21 protein-coding genes and 1 tRNA gene are annotated in these 23,035 nt (G+C 70.2%); 4 read left to right on the forward strand and 18 right to left on the reverse strand.

What is annotated here, in order from left to right; all coding sequences use genetic code 11:
- Positions 1 to 52: 52 nt before the first annotated feature.
- From ACPT94_RS00380 to ACPT94_RS00410, 7 genes are all read right to left on the reverse strand, one after another.
- Positions 53 to 125 (reverse strand) — tRNA-Ala (locus tag ACPT94_RS00380).
- Positions 126 to 243: 118 nt separating this feature from the next.
- Positions 244 to 930, reverse strand: coding sequence for a histidine phosphatase family protein (locus ACPT94_RS00385; protein WP_360340898.1), 687 nt, complete (start codon positions 928 to 930; stop codon positions 244 to 246).
- Positions 930 to 1,373 carry a ribosome silencing factor gene (gene rsfS / locus ACPT94_RS00390; RefSeq protein WP_360340895.1) on the reverse strand — a complete coding sequence of 148 codons (444 nt, stop codon included), beginning with the start codon at positions 1,371 to 1,373 and terminating at the stop codon, positions 930 to 932. Before rsfS ends, ACPT94_RS00385 begins: the two co-directional genes overlap by 1 nt.
- Positions 1,374 to 1,475: 102 nt before the next feature.
- The gene (locus ACPT94_RS00395; protein WP_360340892.1) at positions 1,476 to 3,209 is read right to left on the reverse strand and encodes an LCP family protein; all 1,734 of its coding nucleotides are present in this window, start codon (positions 3,207 to 3,209) and stop codon (positions 1,476 to 1,478) included.
- 16 nt (positions 3,210 to 3,225) lie between these two features.
- Positions 3,226 to 3,852 (reverse strand): nicotinate-nucleotide adenylyltransferase, encoded by a 627-nt coding sequence (gene nadD, locus ACPT94_RS00400; protein WP_189937735.1) that lies wholly within the window; start codon positions 3,850 to 3,852, stop codon positions 3,226 to 3,228.
- Between the two features lie 79 nt (positions 3,853 to 3,931).
- Positions 3,932 to 4,096: a hypothetical protein gene (locus ACPT94_RS00405; protein WP_356559726.1), complete on the reverse strand. Its 165-nt coding sequence runs from the start codon at positions 4,094 to 4,096 to the stop codon at positions 3,932 to 3,934.
- Positions 4,097 to 4,247: 151 nt separating this feature from the next.
- Positions 4,248 to 4,409: a hypothetical protein gene (locus ACPT94_RS00410; protein ID WP_360340888.1), complete on the reverse strand. Its 162-nt coding sequence runs from the start codon at positions 4,407 to 4,409 to the stop codon at positions 4,248 to 4,250.
- A gap of 142 nt (positions 4,410 to 4,551) precedes the next feature.
- Between ACPT94_RS00410 and ACPT94_RS00415 the strand changes: the two genes are divergently transcribed.
- A complete protein-coding gene (locus ACPT94_RS00415; protein ID WP_360340885.1) occupies positions 4,552 to 5,643 on the forward strand; it encodes a M48 family metallopeptidase in 1,092 nt (363 codons plus the stop codon).
- A gap of 14 nt (positions 5,644 to 5,657) precedes the next feature.
- Here the strand turns inward: ACPT94_RS00415 and ACPT94_RS00420 are convergent, their stop codons facing one another.
- From ACPT94_RS00420 to proB, 5 genes are all read right to left on the reverse strand, one after another.
- Complete coding sequence (locus ACPT94_RS00420) at positions 5,658 to 6,728, reverse strand: SCO2583 family membrane protein (protein ID WP_360340882.1); 1,071 nt, start codon at positions 6,726 to 6,728, stop codon at positions 5,658 to 5,660.
- 133 nt (positions 6,729 to 6,861) lie between these two features.
- The gene (locus ACPT94_RS00425; protein WP_489686578.1) at positions 6,862 to 7,446 is read right to left on the reverse strand and encodes an SCO2584 family spore wall biosynthesis protein; all 585 of its coding nucleotides are present in this window, start codon (positions 7,444 to 7,446) and stop codon (positions 6,862 to 6,864) included.
- A gap of 148 nt (positions 7,447 to 7,594) precedes the next feature.
- Positions 7,595 to 8,881: a glutamate-5-semialdehyde dehydrogenase gene (locus tag ACPT94_RS00430; protein ID WP_360340876.1), complete on the reverse strand. Its 1,287-nt coding sequence runs from the start codon at positions 8,879 to 8,881 to the stop codon at positions 7,595 to 7,597.
- A 98-nt stretch (positions 8,882 to 8,979) separates the two neighbouring features.
- Positions 8,980 to 9,507, reverse strand: coding sequence for a DUF8830 family protein (locus tag ACPT94_RS00435; protein ID WP_360340873.1), 528 nt, complete (start codon positions 9,505 to 9,507; stop codon positions 8,980 to 8,982).
- A 156-nt stretch (positions 9,508 to 9,663) separates the two neighbouring features.
- Entirely contained in the window at positions 9,664 to 10,770 is a 1,107-nt protein-coding gene (gene proB / locus ACPT94_RS00440; protein WP_360341006.1) for a glutamate 5-kinase, read from the reverse strand.
- A gap of 237 nt (positions 10,771 to 11,007) precedes the next feature.
- Between proB and ACPT94_RS00445 the strand changes: the two genes are divergently transcribed.
- Positions 11,008 to 12,393 (forward strand): polysaccharide pyruvyl transferase family protein, encoded by a 1,386-nt coding sequence (locus ACPT94_RS00445; RefSeq protein ID WP_425244770.1) that lies wholly within the window; start codon positions 11,008 to 11,010, stop codon positions 12,391 to 12,393.
- 192 nt (positions 12,394 to 12,585) lie between these two features.
- On the opposite strand, the gene ACPT94_RS00450 is transcribed toward ACPT94_RS00445, so the two are convergent.
- The 6 genes from ACPT94_RS00450 to rplU all read right to left on the reverse strand — a co-directional run bounded on the left by ACPT94_RS00450 (position 12,586) and on the right by rplU (position 20,697).
- On the reverse strand, positions 12,586 to 13,806 hold the full coding sequence (locus ACPT94_RS00450) for a glycosyltransferase family 2 protein (protein WP_360340867.1): 1,221 nt from the start codon (positions 13,804 to 13,806) through the stop codon (positions 12,586 to 12,588).
- Positions 13,807 to 14,055: 249 nt separating this feature from the next.
- Positions 14,056 to 16,128, reverse strand: a complete 2,073-nt coding sequence (locus tag ACPT94_RS00455; protein ID WP_425244771.1) for a hypothetical protein — start codon at positions 16,126 to 16,128, stop codon at positions 14,056 to 14,058.
- Positions 16,129 to 16,306: 178 nt separating this feature from the next.
- A complete protein-coding gene (locus ACPT94_RS00460) occupies positions 16,307 to 17,806 on the reverse strand; it encodes an SDR family NAD(P)-dependent oxidoreductase (RefSeq protein WP_425244772.1) in 1,500 nt (499 codons plus the stop codon).
- Positions 17,807 to 18,485: 679 nt separating this feature from the next.
- Complete coding sequence (obgE, locus tag ACPT94_RS00465; RefSeq protein ID WP_360340858.1) at positions 18,486 to 19,931, reverse strand: GTPase ObgE; 1,446 nt, start codon at positions 19,929 to 19,931, stop codon at positions 18,486 to 18,488.
- A gap of 176 nt (positions 19,932 to 20,107) precedes the next feature.
- Positions 20,108 to 20,362 carry a 50S ribosomal protein L27 gene (rpmA, locus tag ACPT94_RS00470; protein WP_189937709.1) on the reverse strand — a complete coding sequence of 85 codons (255 nt, stop codon included), beginning with the start codon at positions 20,360 to 20,362 and terminating at the stop codon, positions 20,108 to 20,110.
- A 14-nt stretch (positions 20,363 to 20,376) separates the two neighbouring features.
- The gene (gene rplU, locus ACPT94_RS00475; RefSeq protein WP_004931419.1) at positions 20,377 to 20,697 is read right to left on the reverse strand and encodes a 50S ribosomal protein L21; all 321 of its coding nucleotides are present in this window, start codon (positions 20,695 to 20,697) and stop codon (positions 20,377 to 20,379) included.
- Positions 20,698 to 20,959: 262 nt separating this feature from the next.
- On the opposite strand from rplU, the gene ACPT94_RS00480 reads away from it, so the two are divergent.
- Positions 20,960 to 21,562: an acyltransferase gene (locus tag ACPT94_RS00480; protein ID WP_360340853.1), complete on the forward strand. Its 603-nt coding sequence runs from the start codon at positions 20,960 to 20,962 to the stop codon at positions 21,560 to 21,562.
- Between the two features lie 212 nt (positions 21,563 to 21,774).
- Positions 21,775 to 22,878, forward strand: a complete 1,104-nt coding sequence (gene wecB, locus ACPT94_RS00485) for a non-hydrolyzing UDP-N-acetylglucosamine 2-epimerase (protein WP_360340850.1) — start codon at positions 21,775 to 21,777, stop codon at positions 22,876 to 22,878.
- Positions 22,879 to 23,035: the final 157 nt, after the last annotated feature.

The following is a 23,035-nucleotide window of genomic DNA, read 5'->3' on the forward strand; positions in this document are numbered from 1 at the left end:
GGACGGGATCTTCTACAACCGATCTTTGACAACTCCACAGAGTGTCGATCAGTGGAGCTAAGGAGAATTGAACTCCTGACCTCCTGCATGCCATGCAGGCGCTCTACCAACTGAGCTATAGCCCCTGGTGCCACACAGCGGAGCCGCGTGGTGTTTCGCCCCGCTCGGCGGGGCGAACAAGAAGAACTCTAGCCTGCGACCTGCCGGAAAGTGAAATCCGGGCGCCGGGCCGCCTCGGGACGCTCAGTCGTCGTCGCCGAGCACCGGCTCCGGCAGGGTGCCGGCGTTGTGCTCCAGGAGGCGCCAGCCGCGGGCGCCCTCGCCGAGGACGGACCAGCAGCAGTTGGAGAGGCCGCCGAGGCTCTCCCAGTTGTGGGCCTCCAGGCCGAGGAGGCGGCCTATGGTGGTGCGGATCGTGCCGCCGTGGCTGACGACGACGAGCGTGCCGTCCTCGGGCAGCTTCTCGGCGTGCCGCAGCACGACGGGGGCGGCGCGGTCGGCGACCTCGGTCTCCAGTTCGCCGCCGCCGCGGCGGACGGGCTCGCCGCGCTTCCACGCGGCGTACTCGTCGCCGTACCGGGCGACGATCTCCTCGTGCGTCAGCCCCTGCCACACGCCCGCGTACGTCTCACGCAGGGCCTCGTCGTGGGTGACGTCCAGGCCGGTGAGCGCGGCGAGCTCGGCGGCCGTGTTCGCGGCCCGCGACAGGTCCGAGGCGACGATCGCGTCGGGCCGGAGGGAGGCGAGCAGCCGGGCGGCGCGGCGGGCCTGGGCCAGGCCGGTCTCGGTGAGCTGGACGTCCGTGGTGCCCTGGAAGCGGCGCTCCACGTTCCAGGAGGTCTGGCCGTGCCGCCAGAGGATGACGCGGCGGCCGCGGCCAGGCGTGCGGCCGGCCGCGGCGGAGGCGGCCGCGGCGCCCGGTGCGGTCATCACCACTCACCGCCCGGCTCGGCCGCGTCCTGGGCGGCCTGCAGCTTGGCGTGCTCCTGGGCCTTGCCGCGGGTGGCCTTGGCGTCCTCGGGCAGGTCCAGCTCGGGGCAGTCCTTCCACAGCCGCTCGAGGGCGTAGAAGACGCGCTCCTCGCTGTGCTGGACGTGCACGACGATGTCGACGTAGTCGAGCAGGACCCAGCGGGCCTCGCGGTCGCCCTCGCGGCGCACCGGCTTGGCGCCGAGCTCCTTGAGGAGGCGCTCCTCGATCTCGTCGACGATCGACTTGACCTGGCGGTCGCTGGGGGCGGAGGCCAGCAGGAAGGCGTCCGTGATCGACAGCACGTCACTGACGTCGTAGGCGATGACGTCGTGCGCGAGCTTGTCGGCTGCCGCCTGGGCGGCGGCGTTGATGAGTTCGAGAGAGCGGTCGGTGGCGGTCACTACATGGCTTTCCGTCGGCGGTCGTTTGCCCTCAAGGGTCTCACGGACCGCCGACGGCACCCCATGTGATCGAGGCGGTCACGCCGCTGGTGGCGGGTGCGGCTAGGACGTCGAGGGCTTGTAGTCCTGGCCGAGGACGACCGCCACGTCCGCGTTGGCGGTGACCGTGCCCTTCTTCACGGCGCTGGTGGGCAGGCCCAGGGTCTTGGCGACCTCGGTGGCGTTCTCCTTCTCGGCGGCGTCCGCGTAGAGCACCTTGGAGGCGGACTGCGTACCGGAGGGCGTGCCCGCCTCCAGGAAGGTGAAGCCGCCGTTGAGGAGCACCACGCGCGCGTCCTCGGTGTTGGCCTTGGTGCCGCTGGCGTTCTGGACGGAGACGCTGACGGCCGCGTCCTTGTCGGGGCTCTTCGCGGTGCCGCCGAGGACGTTCTTGACGACGCTCGCGCCGGCCGCGGCGCTGAGCGTGCCGTCGGCCTGGACGGGCAGCAGGGCGGTCTTGTAGTCGCCGCCCTTGGCGAGGTCGGCGAGTCCGGCGAGGAAGGCGCCGAGGTCCTTGTCGGTCAGGGAGGGGTCGAGGATCTGGGCCAGGGTCTGGATGGTGACCGTGGCGCCCTGGGCATCGGAGGACACCTTGCGCAGCACGCCCTGCATGACCTGGCCGAACCGCTCCAGCTGGGCGTTCTGGGCCTCGCCCTCGGCGCGGTAGGTGGCGTAGGCGACGGCCATCTTGCCGCTGAGGGTCTGGTCCTCGCCCTTGTTGACGAGGGGGGCCTGGCCCTTCTTCTTGGCGGCCGGGTCGGGGACGGCGGTGTCGGTGTCGACCTCGATGTTGCCGACGAGGTCGACGAGGTTCTGCAGATAGGGCGTGTCCAGCCGCCAGGTGCCCTGGATGTCGGTGCCGAGGACGGTGTCCAGCGCCTGGCGGGTGCCTTCGGAGCCGTCCTCGTCGACGGACTTGGCGAGGGTGGTCGTGGTGCCGTCGTCGGTGGTGACGACGAGGGAGTTGGGCAGCAGGACGGTGGTGCCCTGCTTGGTGGTGGTGTTGTCGACGAGCAGCACGGTGGAGGTGCCGCCCTTCGCGGTGTCGTGCAGGTGGACGACGATCACGTCACGCTTCTGGGCGGTGCCGGCCGTGGTGGTGCCGGCCTTGGAGTCCTCGGACGAGGACAGTCCGGGCAGCTTCCCGGCGTACCAGAGGTAGCCCACTCCGCCGACCGCGGTCAGGGCGAGGACGACGACCAGGGCGACGAGGCGGCTGCGGGCGCGGCGCTTGGCCTCCTCGCGGCGCTCGGTGCGGTTCTCGGTGAAGTTCAGCCAGTCGATGACGTCCTCGGAGTCGCCGTTGGGCTCCTCGACGAACGCGAACTGCTCGGTGTGGTACTCGCGTGGGGTCCGCGCCGGGGCTTCCGCCTCCGCGTCGGTCTCCGGCGGTCCGGCCTGGTGCGGGATGTACGCGGTCTGTTCGGCGACGCGGGGCTGCTGCCCGCTGGTGGCGGTCTGCCCGTAGGGGTCGTACGGGGCCGCGGTACCGGCGCCGCCCTGCTGGGCGTACGTGCCGGTGCCGTAGGGGTCGTGGACCGGGGCCTGCCGGCCCGTGTCGTAGGCCGGGGTGGGCGGCTGCTCACCGGTGTCGTACGGGTCGTATGCGTGCGGCTGCTGCTGCTCGCCCTGGGCGTACGGGTCGTAGCCGTAGCCCTGCTGCTGCCCGTACGGGTCGTAGGCCTGCTGCGGGATCTGCTGGGACGGGACCTGCCGGTACACCGGTTGCCCGTACTCGTCGTAACCGACGAGCTCGTACGGGGTCTCTCCGTAGCCCGCGTCGTATCGGTCGTTCACCGGTACCCCTCTCGGCTCACTCGCCGCGGTACAGCTCGCGCTTGTCGATGTAGCGCACGACTCCGTCCGGCACCAGATACCAGATGGGGTCGCCCTTGGCGACTCTCGCGCGGCAGTCGGTGGAGGAGATGGCCAGGGCGGGGACCTCGACGAGGGAGACGCCGCCCTCGGGGAGGCCGGGGTCGTTGAGGTGGTGTCCCGGGCGGGTGACCCCGATGAAGTGGGCGAGGGAGAACAGTTCCTCGCTGTCCCGCCAGGTGAGGATCTGGCCGAGGGCGTCGGCGCCGGTGATGAAGAAGAGGTCGGTGTCGGGGTTGAGGGCCCGCAGGTCGCGCAGGGTGTCCACGGTGTAGGTGGGGCCGCCGCGGTCGATGTCGATGCGGCTGACGGAGAACTGCGGGTTCTCGGCCGTCGCGATGACCGTCATCAGGTAGCGGTCCTCGGCCGGGGAGACCCTGCGGTGGCTCTTCTGCCACGGCTCGCCGGTGGGGACGAACACGACTTCGTCCAGGTGGAACTGCGCGGCGACCTCACTGGCCGCCACGAGGTGCCCGTGGTGGATCGGATCGAACGTTCCGCCCATGACGCCGAGGCGGCGCTTGCCCGGGTTCGACGGGCCGGTAGGCATGTCCTGCTCTCCCATGCGTGCAGACCCTACCGGCCCCGCCTGAGGGCACCGGCCGGCCGATGCCCGGAGTGCCCCGGTACGGACATGGTGCGCCTCAGCGGTCGCGGTTGAAGCGAGTGGTGATCCACAGCAGGAGCAGCAGGATCAGGAACGCGCCACCGCCGGTCACCAGCGGGCTCAGGCTCTCGTGGTTGCCACCGTGCTCCTCGCCCTCGGCGGCGAGGGTGACCAACTGGGCAGCGGCGCTGTGGAAGCTCATCTTCGGCAGGACCTATCCGGTGTGGGCGGGATAAAGATGTCGGCCCATCGTAAGCGGGCGCCTCGCCGCCCACTACGCCGACTCCACTGTTGGGCAGACCGTGCGGCGCCTCGCCGCTCCCCGTCCGCCCCGGGGGAACCTTCCCGCGCCCTCAGTCGTCCTTCCGCTTGTAGCCCCGGAGCAGGAACCAGGCGGTCAGTGCACAGCCCAGGATCATCACGATCAGGACGATCCGGAGCAGGTTCCCCGCCCCCTGCTGCTGGGCGGCGTCGGCGGCCTGGGTGAACCAGGTTGCCGCGGGGTTGTGCTCCATGGCGCGGGACTCCTTCGGTGTGGTGCCCGTCCACCGTAACTCCGCCTAGGCTGGGCCCCGCTTCGGGGGCGCAAAGGGCTGCACAAAGGTCCGCAAAAGGACCAGACATACGAGGGCCACACCTACGCACATGGGGGATGACATGTCCGATGACGGCCACGAGCAGACCGGTCACGAGAACGTGCCGAGCAGGCAGCGCAGGCGCTTCCCGGGAATCTCCTCACGTGCGTACGAGCACCCGGCCGATCGTTCCGCCCTGGTCGCGCTGCGCAAGCTGAGCGGCTTCGACACCGTCTTCAAGGCGCTGAGCGGGCTGCTGCCCGAGCGGAGCCTGAGGCTGCTGTTCCTGTCCGACTCGGTGCGCGTCTCGGACCAGCAGTTCGCGCACCTGAACGACATGCTGCGGGACGCCTGTTACATCCTGGACCTGGAGAAGGTCCCGCCGATGTACGTCAACCAGGATCCGCAGCCCAACGCGATGTGCATCGGCCTGGACGAGCCGATCATCGTCGTCACCACGGGCCTCGTCGAGCTGCTCGACGAGGAGGAGATGCGGGCGGTCATCGGCCACGAGGTGGGCCACGCGCTGTCCGGCCACGCCGTGTACCGCACGATTCTGCTGTTCCTGACCAACCTCGCTCTCCGGGTCGCCTGGATCCCCCTCGGCAACCTCGCGATCATGGCGATCGTCACCGCGCTGCGCGAGTGGTTCCGCAAGTCGGAGCTGTCCGCGGACCGGGCCGGGCTGCTCGTGGGCCAGGACCTCCAGGCCTCGATGCGCGGCCTGATGAAGATCGCCGGCGGCAACCACCTGCACGAGATGAACGTGGACGCGTTCCTGCAGCAGGCCGAGGAGTACGAGGCCGGCGGCGATCTGCGCGACTCCGTCCTGAAGATCCTCAACGTGCTGCCCCGCTCCCACCCCTTCACCACCGTGCGCGCGGCCGAGCTGAAGAAGTGGGCCGAGTCCCGCGACCACCAGCGGATCATGGACGGCCACTACCCGCGGCGCGCCGAGGACAAGGACACCTCGGTCACCGACTCCTTCCGCGAGTCGGCGGCGCACTACGCCGACCACGTCAAGAGCTCCAAGGACCCCCTGATGAAGCTGGTCAGCGACATAGCGGGCGGGGCGGGCAACCTGGGCGGCCGGGTCCGTCGCGGCTTCGACGGCTTCACCAGCGCCCCGCCGCAGGACGGGCCGACGGACACGCCCCCGCGCGACGACGACTGACCGTACGGCTCAGTTCACACCTTCGGCTGGGCACTCCCCGCCAGCGATCCGCACAGTGCGGTCGCCCCGCCCGTCGCGTACGGGTCCGTGCCGGCCGGGCCGCCCGCCTTGGCGGTCTGGCCGGCGAGCAGGGGGCGCAGATGGTTCGTGGAGTCCTCGCCGCAGGACAGCGGGCCGGCCTGGACGTAGGAGACGATCAGCTGGGTCTGGCGCAGCCGCAGGTCGTCGCGGTCGAAGCGGAACTGCAGCTCACGGCGGACGGTGAACAGCGAGGCCGGTGTCTTCGCGTCGGCCCCGGCGGGCCGCAGGGCGTACACGAAGGTGTGATCGGCTGTGACCTCGAGGGTGGTGGAGTCGGCCTCGGCGGCCTGGAGCGTGCCCTGGACGCGGATCCTGCGGTCGGCCAGCTCGGCCCGGGCGGGGTCGAAGCGGACCAGCCACCCGGTCGGCGCGTGCCGTCCGTCCGGGGCCGGGTGAGTGAAGCTCTCGTCGAACTGGTCGAGCTGGTCGGGGTCGATCAGCACCCGCACCGGCCGCACCTGCTGCCCGGTGAGCACCTCCGGGTCGAGGGAGGAGCGCACGATGTAGTCCTTGGCGGTGGTCAGGGCGGTGACGACCTGGCTGTCGGAGAAATGCGCGGTGCGCCGGGAGGCGGGCAGCGGGATGCCCTCGGCGCCGATGCGGTACTGCGCGGCCGGGCTGCGCGCGTACAGGTACTCGGGGTCGGCGGTGCCGGGCACGGCGCCCTGTGGGGCGAGCGGGATGACGGTCATCCGCAGGGGTTCCACGGGCCGGCGGGCGGCCGGGTTCTGGTAGGGGTGGCGGACCCCCATGTAGATCGCGGTGCCGAAGGCGAGGGCGATCAGGAGGACGAGGAGGAGCGCCTGCCGGGACAGGCCCCGGTGCAGGGGTGGGCGGCGGCGGACGGCGGGGGCGTGGTCGGCGATGCGCTCCTGGGCGGAGTACTCCTGGAGGCGGGCAGCACGGACGAACGATTCGTCGAAGACGACGGATCGGTACTCGTCCTCTCCTCCACCGGGTGCTCCCTCGGGTGTCCCCTCCGGTGGCTCTCCGGGCCCGCCCATACTTTCAGAGTAGGTCTCGCGGAGCTCGGGTAAACGCCCTGCTGCGCGACAAGTTCTGACAGGTTCTCGTCCACCGGACGGCCCGTTTCCGGCCGCTGCGAGGGCCCGCTGCCGGACCCCCACGACTGCTGTGTCAGGGCGTGCGCGGGACCGCCGAGACGGGTGGCCGGGAGTGGTCGGCGGCGGCGGACGGAGCCGGTCCGGCCCCTTGTTCCAGCCCGGTCGAGGCAGGGGACGGCACCTGCTCCCGGTTGCTGGAGGAGGCGCCCCGGTAGACCGCGGCGAAGGCCAGCGCGACCATGCCGACGCCCATGACGAGGGCGAGCACCCAGGCGACGGGACGGTGCCACCGGACCTGCTTGCCGTACGTGCCGAAGGTGCCGTAGCGGCGGTCCCAGGCTTCGGTGTCGTCGGCGTCGTCCAGCTCGTCGTAGTCCGGATCATGGCCGAATCCGCCGGGGCCGTCGGGACCGTACGGATCGTCGTAGCGGTCGCCGCGGGCGCGGGTGCGGCGGGCTTCGGCCTCGGAGGCCTCGGCTCTCGCCTGCGCGGCGGCCAGGAGGCGTTCGACGGCGGTCGGCTCGTGCACCGGTGCCGCCTGTACGAAGGCCTCGTCGAAGACCACGGAGGCGAACTCTTCGTCCGACACCCCGCGGTCGTGGTCGTCGTCGGGCTCCCAGCCGTCAGAGAACGGCGTGCCCCCCACGTCCTCCGGCACGGATCCAGAGTAGACCTGGGGGTTCAATTTGGGCAGACGGTATGGAAATTCATCCGCCTGATGAGACACCTCTCACGGGACCCCGCTCCCGCCCGCTCGGGGCCCCGCTCCCGCCCACGCGGGGCGCCGCACGCCCCGGCGGTCTTCGTCAGCGCCGTACGTGCCCGTCGCCCGTGACGATGTACTTGGTGCTGGTCAGCTCCGGCAGGCCCATCGGGCCGCGGGCGTGCAGCTTCTGGGTGGAGATGCCGATCTCCGCGCCGAAGCCGAACTGGCCGCCGTCCGTGAAGCGGGTGGAGGCGTTGACGGCGACGGTGGTGGAGTCGACCAGCTGGGTGAAGCGGCGGGCGGCCTGCTGGGAGGTGGTGACGATGGCCTCGGTGTGGCCGGAGGTCCACAGCCGGATGTGCTCGACGGCCTTGTCGAGCGAGTCCACGACGGCGGCGGCGATGTCGTAGGAGAGGTACTCGGTCTCCCAGTCCTCGGGCGTGGCCTCGACGACGGTCGCCTTGGAGTCCTTGGCGTACGCCAGCACGCGCTCGTCGGCGTGGACGGTGACCCCGGCGTCCGCGAGGGCGTCGAGGGCGCGGGGCAGGAACTCGGGGGCGATGTCCTGGTGGACCAGGAGGGTCTCGGCGGCGTTGCAGACGCTGACCCGCTGGGCCTTGGAGTTGATCAGGATCTCGATCGCCATGTCGAGGTCGGCGTGGGCGTCGACGTAGACGTGGCAGTTGCCGGTGCCGGTCTCGATCACGGGGACGGTGGACTCGGCGACGACCGTCCGGATGAGGGAGGCGCCGCCGCGCGGGATCAGGACGTCGACGAGGCCGCGGGCGCGCATCAGCTCACGCACGCTCTCCCGGCTCTCCCCCGGCACGAGCTGCACGGCGTCGGCGGGCAGCCCGGCGCCGCCGACGGCGTCGCGGATCACCCGGACGAGTGCGGTGTTCGACTCGTAGGCGGAGGCCGAGCCGCGCAGCAGCACCGCGTTGCCGGACTTCAGGCACAGCGCCGCCGCGTCCACCGTCACATTGGGGCGGGCCTCGTAGATGATGCCGACCACGCCGAGCGGGACGCGGACCTGGCGCAGGTCGATGCCGTTGGGCAGGGTCGAGCCGCGCACGACCTCGCCGACGGGGTCGGGCAGCGCGACGACGTCCCGTACGTCGGAGGCGATGGCCCGCACCCGCTCCGGGGTCAGGGTCAGCCGGTCGACGATCGCCTCGCTGGTGCCGGCCTCGCGGGCCTTGGCGATGTCCTTGGCGTTGGCCTCGACGATCTCACTCGTACGGACCTCCAGCGCGTCCGCGATGGCGAGCAGCGCGTCGTCCTTGGCGGCCCGGGGCAGCGGCGCGAGGTCGGCGGCGGCCGCCTTGGCGCGGTAGGCGGCCTGGGTGACCGGGGAGAGGGCGTCGTACGGCGAGAGCGTGGTCATACCGGGAAGGGTAGTGCGCCCGACCGGCCCGTCCACCGCTCGTTCCACACCCCGAGACGCGTGCCGAGACGCGTTCCGGGGCGTGCGCCGGGCCGGAGTCAGAAGGGGTGAACTCCGACAGGGGCAGCGGGCCGTGGGCCGTAGCCCTCGGCGATGCGCTGGTGGTAGGTCTGGCGGTCGATGACCTCCAGACCGACGATCTCCCAGGCCGGCAGCCCGGCCGTCTGCCGGTGCTCGCCCCACAGACGCAGGGCGACGGCGGCCGCGTCGTGCAGGTCGCGCGCCTCCTCCCAGTAGCGGATCTCCGCGTGGTCGACGGCGTAGCGGCTGGTCAGGAGGAAGGGGTGGTCGTGGGCGAGTTGTTCGAGGGCACGCCGCAGCTCCTTGAGGTCGGCTTCCTCGCCCGAGACGCTCAGTGTGACGTGCCACAGGCGGGGCAGGTCCTCGGGCCGCGTCTGCTCCGGTCCGTCGGTCTCGGGTCCCCGGTACTGGTCGCCGGCCGCCACGCTGGTCAGGGCGCGCTCCTCGCCGGCCACGCGTGAGGACGCCTTGCCCGCCGAGGACGCCTTGCCGGCCCCGCCGGTACTCCCACGCGCCGCTGCCACCCCAGGGCGCACTCGTCTCACGACGGCCTCCTTTACGCAGCGCTCGTGCGGATGTGGTCCCAGGACAAAGTTGAGCAGGCCGCACGGCTCCGTGGGGCGGTTTCACGGAACGTCCCCCACCGGTACGGGTCGTTCGAGCCCGTCCGGGAGCGGCCGTTCGACCGGTCGCGACAGGCCCTAGGGGTGCAGGATCACGAGGTCGTCCCGGTGGACGACCTCCCGCTCGTACTCGGCTCCCAGCTCACGCGCCAGTTCGCGGGTGGACCGGCCGATCAGCCGGGGGATCTCCTTGGCGTCGAAGTTGACGAGGCCACGGGCCACCGCGTGCCCCCGGCCGTCGCGCAGCTCGACGGGGTCGCCCGCGCTGAACTCGCCCTCGACACCGGCGATACCGGCCGGCAGCAACGACTTGCGGCGCTCGACGACCGCGTGGACCGCCCCGTCGTCCAGAGTGAGCGAGCCCTGCGGGGTGGAGGCGTGCTGGAGCCACAGCAGGCGGTCGGCGGAGCGCTTGCCGGTGGCGTGGAAGTAGGTGCCGGTGTCGCCGCCGGAGAGGGCGTCGGCCGCGTGGACCGCGCTGGTGAGGACCACGGGGATACCGGCGGCGGCCGCGATCCGGGCGGCCTCGACCTTGGTGACCATGCCACCGGTGCCGACGCCCGCCTTGCCTGCGCTGCCGATCTCGACGTGCGCGAGATCCTCGGGACTGCGCACCTCCGCGATCCGCGAGGTCCCCGGCTTGCTGGGGTCGCCGTCGTAGACGCCGTCCACGTCGGACAGCAGCACGAGCAGGTCGGCGTGGACGAGGTGGGCGACGAGGGCGGCGAGCCGGTCGTTGTCGCCGAAGCGGATCTCGTCGGTGGCGACGGTGTCGTTCTCGTTCACGATCGGGAACGCACCCATCGCCAGCAGCTTGTCGAGGGTGCGGGAGGCGTTGCGGTGGTGGGCGCGGCGGCTCATGTCGTCGGACGTCAGGAGCACCTGGCCGACGCGGACGCCGTAGCGGGCGAAGGAGGCGGTGTAGCGGGCCACGAGCAGGCCCTGGCCGACGCTCGCGGCGGCCTGCTGGCGGGCGAGGTCCTTGGGACGGCGGCGCAGACCCAGCGGGGCGAGGCCGGCGGCGATGGCGCCGGAGGAGACGAGGACGATCTCCTTCTCTCCCCCGCTGCGGCTCTTGGCGAGGACGTCGACGAGCGCGTCGACCCGGTCGGCGTCCAGGCCGCCCGCGGCGGTGGTCAGCGACGAGGAGCCCACCTTGACGACGATCCTGCGGGCCTCGCGCACGGCCTGCCTTGCCCCTGCCACCTTGTTCTTCGTCCCCTCGCGTAGGCCACGACTGCCCACCAGGCAATCTACGCGAACGGGGGCGCAGGCCGCGCGCGGGTTTCACTCCCCGGACAATCGCGCACCGTAGCCATTTACTGACCGTTTGCGTACGGCAAAAAGGTTGTATAGGTTCCAGATGGAACTTGAAGAGAATCAAAATTTATTCTGAAGTTTGTGTCACTTAAGGTTCGCTCTGTGAAGCGCATACTCCTCAGATCGGGGAAGAGCCCCTTCGACGTCGTCCCCGTCGAGGACGCCCTCCACCGCGACGTGATCGCCACCAACTCCGGCAACCTGATCTTCAGCGATGCCGCGCACAAGATCCTCACCACGCCGGACGCCGAGGTCTTCTCCAACGGCATGCGGACCGACGTCTCCGCGGCCGCACGGATCAACGAGGAGTACGACGCCTTCGTCGTACCGCTCGCCAACGCCTTCAGGCCCACGTTCGAGGCGTCGCTGCAGCGGCTGACCCGGCTGATCGGCAAGCTGAAGATCCCGGTCGTCGTGCTGGGCGTCGGCGCGCAGACCGGGGTGACCTACGACCCGGCGCGGCTGAAGCCCATGGAGCCCACGGTGCGCGCCTTCTGCGCGGCGGTGCTGGAGCACAGCGCCTCCATCGGCGTGCGCGGCGAGTTCACCGAGAAGTACCTCAACGACATGGGTTTCCGGGACGTCGAGATCATCGGCTGCCCGTCGATGTTCATGTACGGCGACAAGCTCACCGTCGAGAAGCGGGCGGCGGAGCTGACGCCGCGGTCGCGGATCGCGGTGAACGGCTCGCACACCGCCGTGCGCGGCGGCGGCCTGCACAAGATCATCACCCGGACCCACGCCCAGTACCCGCACCTGCGCTACATCGGCCAGAACCTCACCGACGCCAAGCAGCTGTACTGGCGGGACGTGGACTCTCCGGCCGGCAAGATCACCGAGATGCCGACCCACCCCGGCCACCCGATGTACCAGGAGGACAAGGTCCGCGTGTACATCGATCCGGTCACCTGGATCGACGACCTGCGGGACTTCGACTACTCCTTCGGCTCACGCATCCACGGCAACATCGCGGCGCTGCTGGCGGGCACGCCCGCGACCGTGCTGGCCTTCGACTCGCGCACGCTGGAGCTGTGCCGCTTCTTCGAGATCCCGCACCGGCTGCTGAGCGAGGTGCCCGCGGACCTCGACCCGGCCGACCTGTACGAGGAGGCCGACTTCGGCGCGCTGACCGGCAACCACCGCGAGCGCTTCGACCGATTCACGGCGTTCCTGGACAAGAACGGTCTGGAGAACACGTTCACGCACGGCGACGGCGGCGAGGCCTTCGAGAAGAAGCTGCGGTCGCTGTCGTTCCCGGCGGGCGTGCGGCCGTGGAACGACGCCGACCTGGCCTCCCTGACGAGCCGGTTCGGGTGGCTGCAGCAGCGCATCGTCGAACTGGACAACCACAACGCGCAGCTGAAGCGAGAGCTCGCCAAGTCCAGGGTCGGGGCCAAGGCCGCGGCCGCGTTGCCGACTGCGTCGATCTATCGGCGGGCCCGGCGGGTGGTGGGGCGTCCGCTGCGGCGGGCGTTGAAGTCGAAGTAGGGTTCCGCCGCGCGGCAGGGGGGCGCGCCGTCGGAGTGACCGGCCGTCGCCAGGTGCGGGTCGGCTGTGGCCTGTCGCGCCCGCGCTGCGGAGCCGCGCATCGGGACAGCCCCACGCCTCTGACCTGAGCACATCACGTCGGCCCGGCACCCCGGTCGGCCACCTCACGTCGGCCGCCCCCGGCCGGTCGCCTCACGCCGCCGTCGCGCTTCTCGGGGTCGTTCTGCGCTGGGACAGGGTGCGGCGTATTTTGCGCGTCGCGCGGCGCAGGAAGGACTCGGTCGAGCCCTGGCGCCAGCCGGGGTACGCCTTGGCCTCGCGGGGTTCGGCGAGGTAGACGCGGTCGGGGACGCCGGCCGTCTTGTCGCGGAAGTGGGGATAGGCGAGGTAGAGGCGGGTGCCGCGCTTCTCCAGGACGGGGGTGGGTTCGGTCTTGGCGTTGATGAACTCGATGACGTCCGCGAGGAGATCGGGGCGCTGCTGGGCCACCAGATGCAGCCGCAGGCGTTCGTGCACGCGGAGGCGGTGGGCGACGCCCTCGTTCCAGTAGGCGTCCATCAGCGGCTTGGCCAGCTCCATCTTGGTGCGCCGGATCTCCTCGTCGTTGCGGAGGAACACCGGGCCGAACTGCGGCAGCACCGTGACCAGGAAGGGGCGGACCATGAGGACGTCCCGCTTGGCGCCGGGCGGGAGCATCCGCGCGAGCAGCTCCATCAGGGCGCGCGCGGAGTCGAAGCGCAGGGTGTAGCTGCCGCTCTTCGTCACATGCTTGCCGTCGGTGCGGCCCACCAGGTAGTAGCAGGTGTAGTCGGCGAGGACGGAGACGCCGTCGGCCCGCAGATACGCCTCCATCGTGAACAGCGCGTCCTCGCCGGTCCACAGGGACTCGTCGAAGCGCATGCCGTGCCGCTCCAGCATCGCGCGGCGGAACAGCTTCTGCGCGCTGAGCGTGAACTTGATGTTGGAGGAGAAGACGTCCGTACGGTCGAGGGTCTTGCCCCACATCGACCCTGGTGGCTTGCGGTTGATGCCCTCGACGCGGCCGAGGACCACGTCCGTGCCGTTCTTGTCGGCCATGGCGACCATGCGTTCCAGGGCCTCGGGGCCGAGCCGGTCGTCGGCGTCGAGGAAGAAGACGTAGCGGCCGGTGGCCTTGGCGAGGCCGACGTTGCGCGGGCCGCTGGGGCCGCCGGAGTTCTCCTGGTGGATGACGGTGACCGCCATGGGGGCACGGGCGGCGAACTCGTCCAGGCAGTCCCCGGTGCCGTCCCGGGAGCCGTCGTTCACCGCGATGACCTCGATGCGCGCCGGATCCATCGACTGCGCCTCGACCGATGCCAGGCACTCGACCAGGTACGGCATCGCTTCGTAGGCCCCGATGATCACGGTGACATCAGGCTCCGCCAGGGTCACTCTTCCACCTCGTCACGCACGTTTTCCCTCAAGCCCATGATCTGACGTTCGGATAGACGGAGGATTACAGAAAGGGGTTGCCTCTGTTGCCGCCCTTCCTCAGTGTGTGCCGCGTCACAGGAAACGGAAACGACTCGGCCCCCGGAGAGAGATCTCCGGGGGCCGAGCCGTGGGGACGGGCCGGGGAATCGGGCCAGGGGGACCGAGCCGGTTCCAGGCCGCTTCGGGGCGGGCGGTCTCAGTCCGTCGTCACGCCGTCGTCACGTCTTCCGCTTCCGCCAGTTCCGCCCCGTGGAACGCCGCGGCGCCCCGGGACTCCTGGCCGACGTTGCGGGCCTCGGCCTTGAGCGCGAGGTTGGCGACCGCGGTGTTGAACTGCTGGATGGAGGTCGGCTCGTCGGGGCCGAGCAGGTACTCCTTGAGCTCCTTGCGGTCCTCGGCCAGCGGGTCTGCGGCCGGGTCCCGTACGGCGTCCAGCAGCTGGTCGAGCTCGGCGGCGCTGTTGGTCAGGATCACGGCGGCGCGCACGGCGGTGTTCTGCCGCTTGAACTCCTCCACGCCCAGCTCCGCCGAGTCCGTGACGGCGTACGGCTTGCCGCTGGCGATGAAGTCGGAGACGACGCTGGAGATGTCGGAGACCATCGCCTCGGAGGCGTTGAAGCAGTCGTACAGACGCGGCTCGGTGCCCGAGATGACGCGGTGCTCGAAGGTGGGGAAGGAGCGCCAGTAGGCGTCGTTCCACTCGGCGCGCAGCCGGGCGGCCTCCTCGTGCTTGCGCATGTCGACCAGGCCGTCTCGGCTGGTCACGGCCTCGTCGGCCTTCTCGTCGAAGGCGAGGGACAGCGCGTCCAGACGGGCCTTGAGGCGGGTCAGCTCGGCCTTCGCCCTGGCCTGGGCGGCCGGGTCCGCGGTGAAGCGGGGATCGGCGGCGCGCTCGGCGGCGGCCTTCTTGATCAGCGCGATGATCCGGCGGTGTGCGGCGCCGGCCTTCTTGCTGCGAGTGCCGGTGAAGGGGTGCGGCTTGTACAGGACACGGACCGGGGGTTCGGCCGCGACCAGCTTCTTCACGATGTTCTCGCCGGCCAGCAGGAGCGAGGTGTTGCCCGGGTTGTCGTCCCAGCCCTCCCAGGTGGGCGCGTACAGGATCGTGGGGATCCTGTCCTCGGGCGCGCCCTTCCACGGCTCGATCGGCGCGAGCTGCGGGCGGCCGACCTCGACGATGTCCTCGTCGCGGATGCCGACGTCGGCGATGGCGTAGCGGTCGCGGCCGGCGCGTCCGGCGGTCCACACCTCGTCGTACACCTTGCTGAACGGGTTGACGCTGGCGGCCTTGTCGCTGTCGCCGTGGCCGATGAAGACGTGCTTCATGGTGGGGACGCGCAGCATGTGGATGTTCTTGCCGACGTTCGCCGCGTACAACGTGACCCGCACCGTGGACAGGTCCAGGTTCATCAGGTGCACCCCGCCGGGCACGCAGATGACGGGGACCGTCGTGGGCGCCATCTTCGCCAGGATCTCGCGCTCACGAAGAATGATCAGCGGACGGGAGTCCAGCTGCTCCATCGTCTCCAGCCACATGTTGACCTGGTAGGCGGAGTCGGGTGAGCCGGAGAAGTACAGCACCGTCTCCGGACGGTACTCGCGCAGCCAGGCGCTGATGCCCTTCAGGACCTTGTCGGCCCTCGGCGGGATCCGCTTGGCCCGCAGGTACGGCGCCAGCGCGACGACGTACAGCGTGCCCAGGGCCAGGGTGACGCCGACGCCGACGAAGCCGGCGAGCTTCACCTCCGCGAGGGCGTAGACGAGCAGACCCACGACGGCCGCGAGGTCGAGGTGGAGCATCTTCACACCGGCCCGGCGCAGCAGGAGGCGCGGCGGGGCGTCCGGGATGGACATCCGGGAGACCAGGTCGACGTTGCGCGTGGCGACCGGCATCTGACGGCGGTTGCCGATCAGGGTGACCAGCGCGCCGTGCGGGGCCTGCAGGCCGAAGAAGATCGTGAAGCAGGCGATCGCCGCGTAGAAGACCGGCTCCTTGGAGAGGTCCAGTCTTGCCAGCAGCAGGATCAGCAGCAGCTCCCGGACCAGGAAGCGCGTCGACAGACCGGCTCTCACCTTGCCCAGGAGGCTGATGAGGTAGCTGCCCTTGCGGTGGAGATAGAGGTCCGCAAGGTACGTCACGGCGGCCGCGGCGGCGAAGGCGGGGACGCTCGGGACGAGCGCGGCCAGCATGAGGCCGGGGTAGCCCAGCGTCATGAGGGCCGCCGCGGCCAGCTCGGCCGCGCTGCCCACCCGGGCGACGCGAATAGCGGTGCTTATCACGGAGGAACCTGCTCTGGGAGGGTTGCCGGTCATAGAGGTCGTAGCAGCCGGAAAAGTCCGTAAGACCCAGAAAATCCCTTGTGAAGAGTTTCGGGAGTTTTACGGATTCAGGCCTCTGTGAACTCTCCGTAAACCGGAAGCCACAGAGGCCTGAATTCCAATGGCTATTTGCGGGTGATTATGCCATGCCGCCCTGTCGGTCGAGCACGCCGGCCAGGGCCTGCTCGAAGCCGGAGGCGCGGCTGGCGTCGGCCGTCGGGTCCTGCTGACGGACGTCGATGACATGCCCGGTCAGCTCGGACAGCAGCACGTCGAGGGAGGTGCGGGCGACCGCCTCGGAGGACAGCAGGCTGCCCGCGGGCTCCTGACCGAAGGCCTTGGTGCGCATCGGGGTCGCCGTGCGCTCCGGGTTGATGCAGTTGACGCGGATGCCGTCGCCGGCCCACTCGTCGGACAGGGCCTGGGTGAGGTTCACCATGGCGGCCTTGGTCGAGGAGTAGAGGCTGTACTCGGCGCGGCCGCGGGTGTAGCTGCTGGAGGTGTACAGCAGCAGCTGTCCCTTGGTCTCGGCGAGGTACTTGTAGGCCGAACGAGCGATCTGCACGGGGGCCAGGTAGTTGACCTTCAGCGCTTCCTCGATGGTCGCGTTGTCGGTCTCGGCGAGCTTGCCGATGCGCAGCACGCCCGCGGTGTTGACGACGTAATCGATCCGGCCGGTCTCCGCGTACGCCTTGGACAGCGCGTCGTCGACCTCCTCCGGGTTCTCGACGTGCGTGCCGGTGGTGGAGCGGCCGAGGGCGTAGACCTTCGCGCCGTAGGACTCGGCGAGTTCGGCGATGTCCTTGCCGATGCCGTACGAACCGCCGAAGACCACCAGGGTCTTGCCGGTGAGCAGTTCGCGGTAGGCGTCCTCGCCGTTCTGCTCGGGGGCGGCCGTGGAGCCGAGCTGGAAGAGCTTGTCGGCGATGAAGACGTCGACCGGCTGCGTCACCTTCATGTTGTACTCGTCACCCGCGACGACGTGGATGGGCACGTCCGGCAGGTAGCGCAGGACGACCGTGCAGTCGTCCGTGGCCTGGAAGTTGGGGTCGCCCGCGGCCACCTCGTACGCCCGGCGGATCGTCGACAGCTTGAACGCCTGCGGGGTCTGTCCGCGGCGCAGCCGGGAGCGGTCCGGGATCTCGGTGATGAACTCGCCGTCCTCGCCGTGCGTGCGCGTGACGATGATCGTGTCCGCGGACGGGATGGCGACGTCGACGGCCTGGTAGCGCTCCAGGGCAGCCACGCAGTCGTCGATGACGCGCCGCGAGAGCAGGGGGCGTACGGCGTCGTGGAAGAGGACGTTGAGGTCCTCGCCCTCGGCCAGGCCCTCGCCCAGGGCGGCGATGGCGCGCTCGGTGGTCTCGTTCCGTGTGGAGCCGCCCTCGATGATCCGGGATACTTTCCTGAACCCGGCCTTGGCCACGATCTTCTCGACGTCCGGCACATAGCCGGGCGCCATCAGCACGATGACGTCGTCGATGGAGTCCGCCTTCTCGAAGGTGGTCAGGGTGTGCTCGATGACTGCCTTGCCGGCGATCTTCAGCAACTGCTTGGGGATCGACAGACCCACCCGCTGACCGGTGCCACCGGCCAGGATCACTGCGGTGGTACGGGGCTTGGCTATGTGCTGGGACACAGGTGACCTACCTTGGGGCGACAGGGAACGGGCAAATGGTCCCACTTGCGGTAACCGCGATGCAAGGTGAGCGCCCTTCAGTGCATATGTGCGCGCTACCCGCCATTCACCTTGCCCTGCTGGTGATTGCGAGACACAAGGTGAACCTTCCTCGGATGCGCTCACTAAATCCTGTGAGTAACTCCACAGGGTGTATGGGATTGCCGAGAGTGACGAGAAAGCAGCTCAGTGGCGTCGGAGCTGCGGCGATCACCACCGGGGAGTGGGGGATCTTCGCGCTTCGCGACATGAGGGTGCACACGTTCTTCATATACACGAGATCATTACCACACCATTACTCGTCAGGATTACGCGGAATTCCTGAGGTGACGCTGAGAGGGGCCTGGGACTTGGATGAGTCCCAGGCCCCTCTCAATGTTCTCCCGGCGTTCTCCCATCGTTTTTCGTCGCACCCGCCGAACGCCCGGCCTGCCGTCCGTCGCCTGGCGGATGTCGAAGAGGTGGTGGCCGCGGTGGTGAGTCTCGCGTGCATGACAAGAAGGGAGACGAAGAGGGACCCGTGGCGGCAGGGCAACAGGTGCCTTGCCACAACGGGTCCCTGGGACTCGGAGAGCCGGGGGCGGCAGTTGCCGCCCAGAGGGGCCGGAAGGGCTGAGGGGCCGGAAGGGGTGGAGGGGGCCTAGAAGGGCTCGAAGCCCTCGAACTCCTGGGACGCCTCGTCCCGTTCGGCCTGGCGGTCACGGCGGCGCTGGGCCGCGGGCCGCGGGGCCTCGAAGCGGTGGTCCTCACCACGGCGGCCGAGCATCTCCGCACCGGCGGTCACGGACGGCTCCCAGTCGAAGACGACGGCGTTGTCCTCGGGCCCGATGGCGACGCCGTCGCCGGACCGGGCGCCCGCCTTCATCAACTCCTCTTCGACACCGAGCCGGTTGAGCCGGTCGGCGAGGTAACCGACGGCCTCGTCGTTGTTGAAGTCGGTCTGCCGCACCCAGCGTTCGGGCTTCTCGCCCCGGACGCGGAACAGCGGCTCGCCGCCGACCTCCTCGCGCGTGACGGTGAAGCCGGCGTCGTCCACGGCCTTGGGCCGGATGACGATCCGGGTCGCCTCCTCCTTCGGCTTGGCGGCCCGCGCCTTGGCGACGAGGTCGGCGAGCGCGAAGGACAGCTCCTTGAGCCCCATGTGGGCGACGGCGGACACCTCGAAGACGCGGTAACCACGCGCCTCCAGGTCGGGCCGCACCATGCCCGCGAGGTCCTTGCCGTCCGGGACGTCGATCTTGTTCAGGACGACGATGCGCGGACGGTTGTCGAGCCCGCCGTACTGCTTGAGCTCCTCCTCGATGACGTCGAGGTCGGAGACGGGGTCGCGGTCGGACTCGAGGGTGGCGGTGTCGAGGACGTGCACGAGGACGCTGCACCGCTCCACGTGCCGCAGGAACTCCAGGCCGAGCCCCTTGCCCTGGCTGGCGCCCGGGATGAGGCCGGGGACGTCGGCGATGGTGTAGACGGTCGACCCGGCGGTGACGACGCCGAGGTTCGGCACAAGGGTGGTGAACGGATAGTCGGCGATCTTGGGCTTGGCCGCGGAGAGCACGGAGATCAGCGACGACTTCCCGGCACTCGGGTACCCGACCAGCGCCACGTCGGCGACGGTCTTCAGCTCCAGGACGACGTCCCGCAGGTCCCCCGGCTCACCGAGCAGCGCGAACCCGGGCGCCTTGCGGCGGGCGGAGGCCAGCGCGGCGTTGCCGAGACCGCCGCGACCGCCCTGGGCGGCGACGAAGGAGGTGCCGTGCCCGACGAGGTCGGCGAGCACATTGCCCGCCTTGTCGAGGACGACGGTGCCGTCCGGCACGGGGAGGACGAGGTCCTGACCGTCCTTGCCGGAGCGGTTGCCGCCCTCGCCGGGCTTGCCGTTGGTGGCCTTGCGGTGCGGGGAGTGGTGGTAGTCGAGCAGCGTGGTGATCGACTGGTCGACGGTGAGGATCACGTCCCCGCCCCGCCCGCCGTTGCCGCCGTCGGGTCCGCCGAGCGGCTTGAACTTCTCGCGGTGGACGGAGGCACAGCCGTGACCTCCGTTACCCGCGGCGACGTGGAGTTCGACGCGGTCCACGAAGGTGGTCATGGTGGGTGCCTCCTGGGGGTCTCCCCGGCCGAAGGGCTGGGGGAGTACGGGTGTTACTCGGTTACTGCCGGGTCGACAAGCGAACGTACTGCTTGCTCAACAAGCGAAAGGCGGACCCGCCTTCCCGGAAGGGAAGTGAGGTCCGCCTCGCGAAAAGATCGAACGACTCGCTCGGGTCAGGCGACCGGAACGATGTTCACGACCTTGCGGCCACGGTGGGTACCGAACTCCACCGCACCGGCCTGCAGCGCGAACAGCGTGTCGTCGCCGCCGCGGCCCACGCCGGAGCCCGGGTGGAAGTGGGTGCCGCGCTGGCGGACCAGGATCTCACCCGCGTTGACGACCTGACCGCCGAAGCGCTTCACGCCGAGCCGCTGGGCGTTGGAGTCGCGACCGTTCCGGGTGGACGATGCGCCCTTCTTGTGTGCCATGTCTCCTCAGTCCCTTACTTCGCAGCCGCGGGGATCTCAGTGACCTTGATCGCCGTGTACTGCTGGCGGTGGCCCTGACGACGGCGGTAGCCGGTCTTGTTCTTGTAGCGCAGAATGTCGATCTTCTGGCCCTTGTGGTGGTCCACGACCTCGGCCTGGACCTTGATGCCGGCCAGCACCCACGGGTCGCTGGTCACAGCGTCGCCGTCGACAACGAGCAGGGTCGAGAGCTCGACCGTGTCGCCAACCTTGGCGGTGGAAATCTTGTCAACCTCAACGATGTCGCCGACAGCAACCTTGTGCTGGCGACCACCGCTGCGCACGATGGCGTACACGCGGATCTCACTCTCTCGCTCGGGAACGGCACCCCCGCAGTCCAGCCGTCCGGGACGAACACGGACGGCCTCTCCCAGCCACCGAGGTACCCGGGAGGAAGAGGTTTACGGGGATGTGGCACGTCTGTGGACACGCCGACGGTCAAGGTTACGGGGCGGGTGTTCGGGGGTCAAACCGGGCCGGAGCCCGCTGCCCCGCCGGGCCGGCGCCCCCCTCCCCCGTATGCTCGCGGGGCGAAGCCGTACTGCGGAAGGCGAAGAAGTGAACTACAGGGTCCAGCCCAGCGCCCAGGTCGACGAGAGCGCCGAGATCGGCGCCGGGAGCAGCGTCTGGGACCTCGCACAGATCCGGGAGGGCGCCCGGCTGGGTGAGGGCTGCGTGATCGGCCGTGGCGCGTACGTCGGCTCCGGTGTGCGCATGGGCGACAACTGCAAGCTGCAGAACTACGCCCTGGTCTACGAGCCGGCCGAGCTCGGCGACGGTGTCTTCATCGGTCCCGCCGTGGTCCTCACCAACGACCACAACCCGCGCTCCGTCGACCCCGAGGGCAAGCAGAAGCGCGGCGGCGACTGGGAGGCCGTCGGTGTGAGGATCGCCGACGGGGCGTCGATCGGGGCGCGGTCGGTGTGCGTGGCGCCGATCAGCATCGGCCGCTGGGCGATGGTCGCCGCGGGCGCCGTCGTCACCAAGGACGTGCCGGACTTCGCGCTGGTCGTCGGCGTCCCCGCCCGTCAGGTCGGCTGGGTCGGGCACGCCGGTGTCCGTCTGGTCGAGCGGGAGGGCGAGCCGGGTGTGTGGGAGTGCCCGCAGACCGGGTCGCTGTACGTGGAGAAGGACGGGGTGCTGGTCGAGCGCTCCGCATAGAGCGTCCCGATTTCCCCCGAACTAAACACAAGATTCACGAAAACGTTATGCGGTGGCCCGAACAAGGGTTCCTGCCCCTCTGACCACGGCGTAAACACGGCATGAACACGTCCCGGCCCCCGCAGCCGGCCCGGCCCGCGGGCCTGGTCGGGGCCGCCCGTTGCCTACCATTCCCTTTACCGAGCAAGCCCCACCGAGAAGAAGAGTGCTCAGTGAAAGTCATCAGCATCGTCGGAGCCCGACCTCAACTGGTGAAGCTCGCCCCCATCGCGGCGGCCTTCGCGGAGACTGAGCACGAGCACGTGATCGTGCACACCGGGCAGCACTACGACGCCGACCTCTCCGACGTCTTCTTCTCGGGCCTCGGCATCCCCGACCCCGACGTGCACCTCGGCGTCGGCTCCGGCAGCCACGGCGTGCAGACCGGGGCCGTGCTCTCCGCGCTGGACCCGGTCCTGGAGCGCGAGCGGCCCGACTGGGTGCTCGTGTACGGCGACACCAACTCCACCATCGCCGGCGCGCTGTCGGCCGTGAAGATGCACCTGCCGGTCGCGCACCTGGAGGCGGGCCTGCGCTCCTTCAACCGGCGGATGCCGGAGGAGCACAACCGCGTCCTCACCGACCACTGCGCCGACCTGCTGCTGGCCCCCACCGAGGAGGCCGTGCGCCACCTCGCGAGCGAGGGCCTCGCCGACCGCACCCGCCTGGCCGGCGACGTGATGGTCGACATCTGCCTGCGCATCCGCGACCAGGTGCGGGCCGGCGAGTTCCCGGCGCCCGAGCTGCCCGAGGGCATCGACCCGGCGCAGCCCTTCCTGCTGGCGACCCTGCACCGCCCGGACAACACCGACGACCCCGAGCGGCTCGCCGCGATCGTCGACTCGCTCGCCAAGCTGCCGGTGCCGGTGGCGCTGGCCGCGCACCCGCGGCTGGTCGCCCGTGCCAAGGAGCACGGCATCGAGCTGGCCCAGGGCAACCTGCACGTCGGCCGCCCGCTGCCGTACGCGAGCCTGGTCGCCGCCGTGCTGGCCTCCGTCGGTGTGGTCACCGACTCCGGCGGGCTGCAGAAGGAGGCGTTCCTGCTGGAGCGCATCTGCACCACCATCCGCCCCGAGACGGAGTGGGTGGAAACCGTCGACACGGGTTGGAACGTCCTTGTACCCGACCCGCACACGCTGTCGCCGCAGGAGTGGGCCGAGACGGTGACCCGTCCCGTGCCGACCGCCGACCCCGGCACGCCCTACGGCGACGGCCGTGCCGCGCACAACGTCGTCCGGCTCATGGAGGAGTGGAAGGGGGGCAGCCGGCCCGCCTGACGCGGTCTTCGAGGTCGTGGCCGTCCGCCTGGCGGGCGGCCACAAGCGACCCACAGTCCGCGCATGTCAGCGTGCTAGCGTCAACTGCTATGTCATCGTCTCCCCCGTCCGGTCCGCCTGCGGAAGGCAAGCGGCCCCACGTCATCTACCTCGCCAT

The organism is Streptomyces aurantiaciflavus (assembly GCF_049808595.1).
Classification (GTDB): domain Bacteria; phylum Actinomycetota; class Actinomycetes; order Streptomycetales; family Streptomycetaceae; genus Streptomyces.

Coding starts and splice junctions, on each gene's coding strand:
- ACPT94_RS00420 (WP_360340882.1), bottom strand. CDS start 6,728: ATGGGCGGGCCCGGAGAGCCACCGGAGGGGACACCCGAGGGAGCACCC.
- nadD (WP_189937735.1), bottom strand. CDS start 3,852: ATGGGAGAGCAGGACATGCCTACCGGCCCGTCGAACCCGGGCAAGCGC.
- ACPT94_RS00405 (WP_356559726.1), bottom strand. CDS start 4,096: ATGAGCTTCCACAGCGCCGCTGCCCAGTTGGTCACCCTCGCCGCCGAG.
- obgE (WP_360340858.1), bottom strand. CDS start 19,931: ATGACCACCTTCGTGGACCGCGTCGAACTCCACGTCGCCGCGGGTAAC.
- rpmA (WP_189937709.1), bottom strand. CDS start 20,362: ATGGCACACAAGAAGGGCGCATCGTCCACCCGGAACGGTCGCGACTCC.
- ACPT94_RS00410 (WP_360340888.1), bottom strand. CDS start 4,409: ATGGAGCACAACCCCGCGGCAACCTGGTTCACCCAGGCCGCCGACGCC.
- ACPT94_RS00385 (WP_360340898.1), bottom strand. CDS start 930: ATGACCGCACCGGGCGCCGCGGCCGCCTCCGCCGCGGCCGGCCGCACG.
- ACPT94_RS00415 (WP_360340885.1), top strand. CDS start 4,552: ATGTCCGATGACGGCCACGAGCAGACCGGTCACGAGAACGTGCCGAGC.
- ACPT94_RS00430 (WP_360340876.1), bottom strand. CDS start 8,881: ATGACCACGCTCTCGCCGTACGACGCCCTCTCCCCGGTCACCCAGGCC.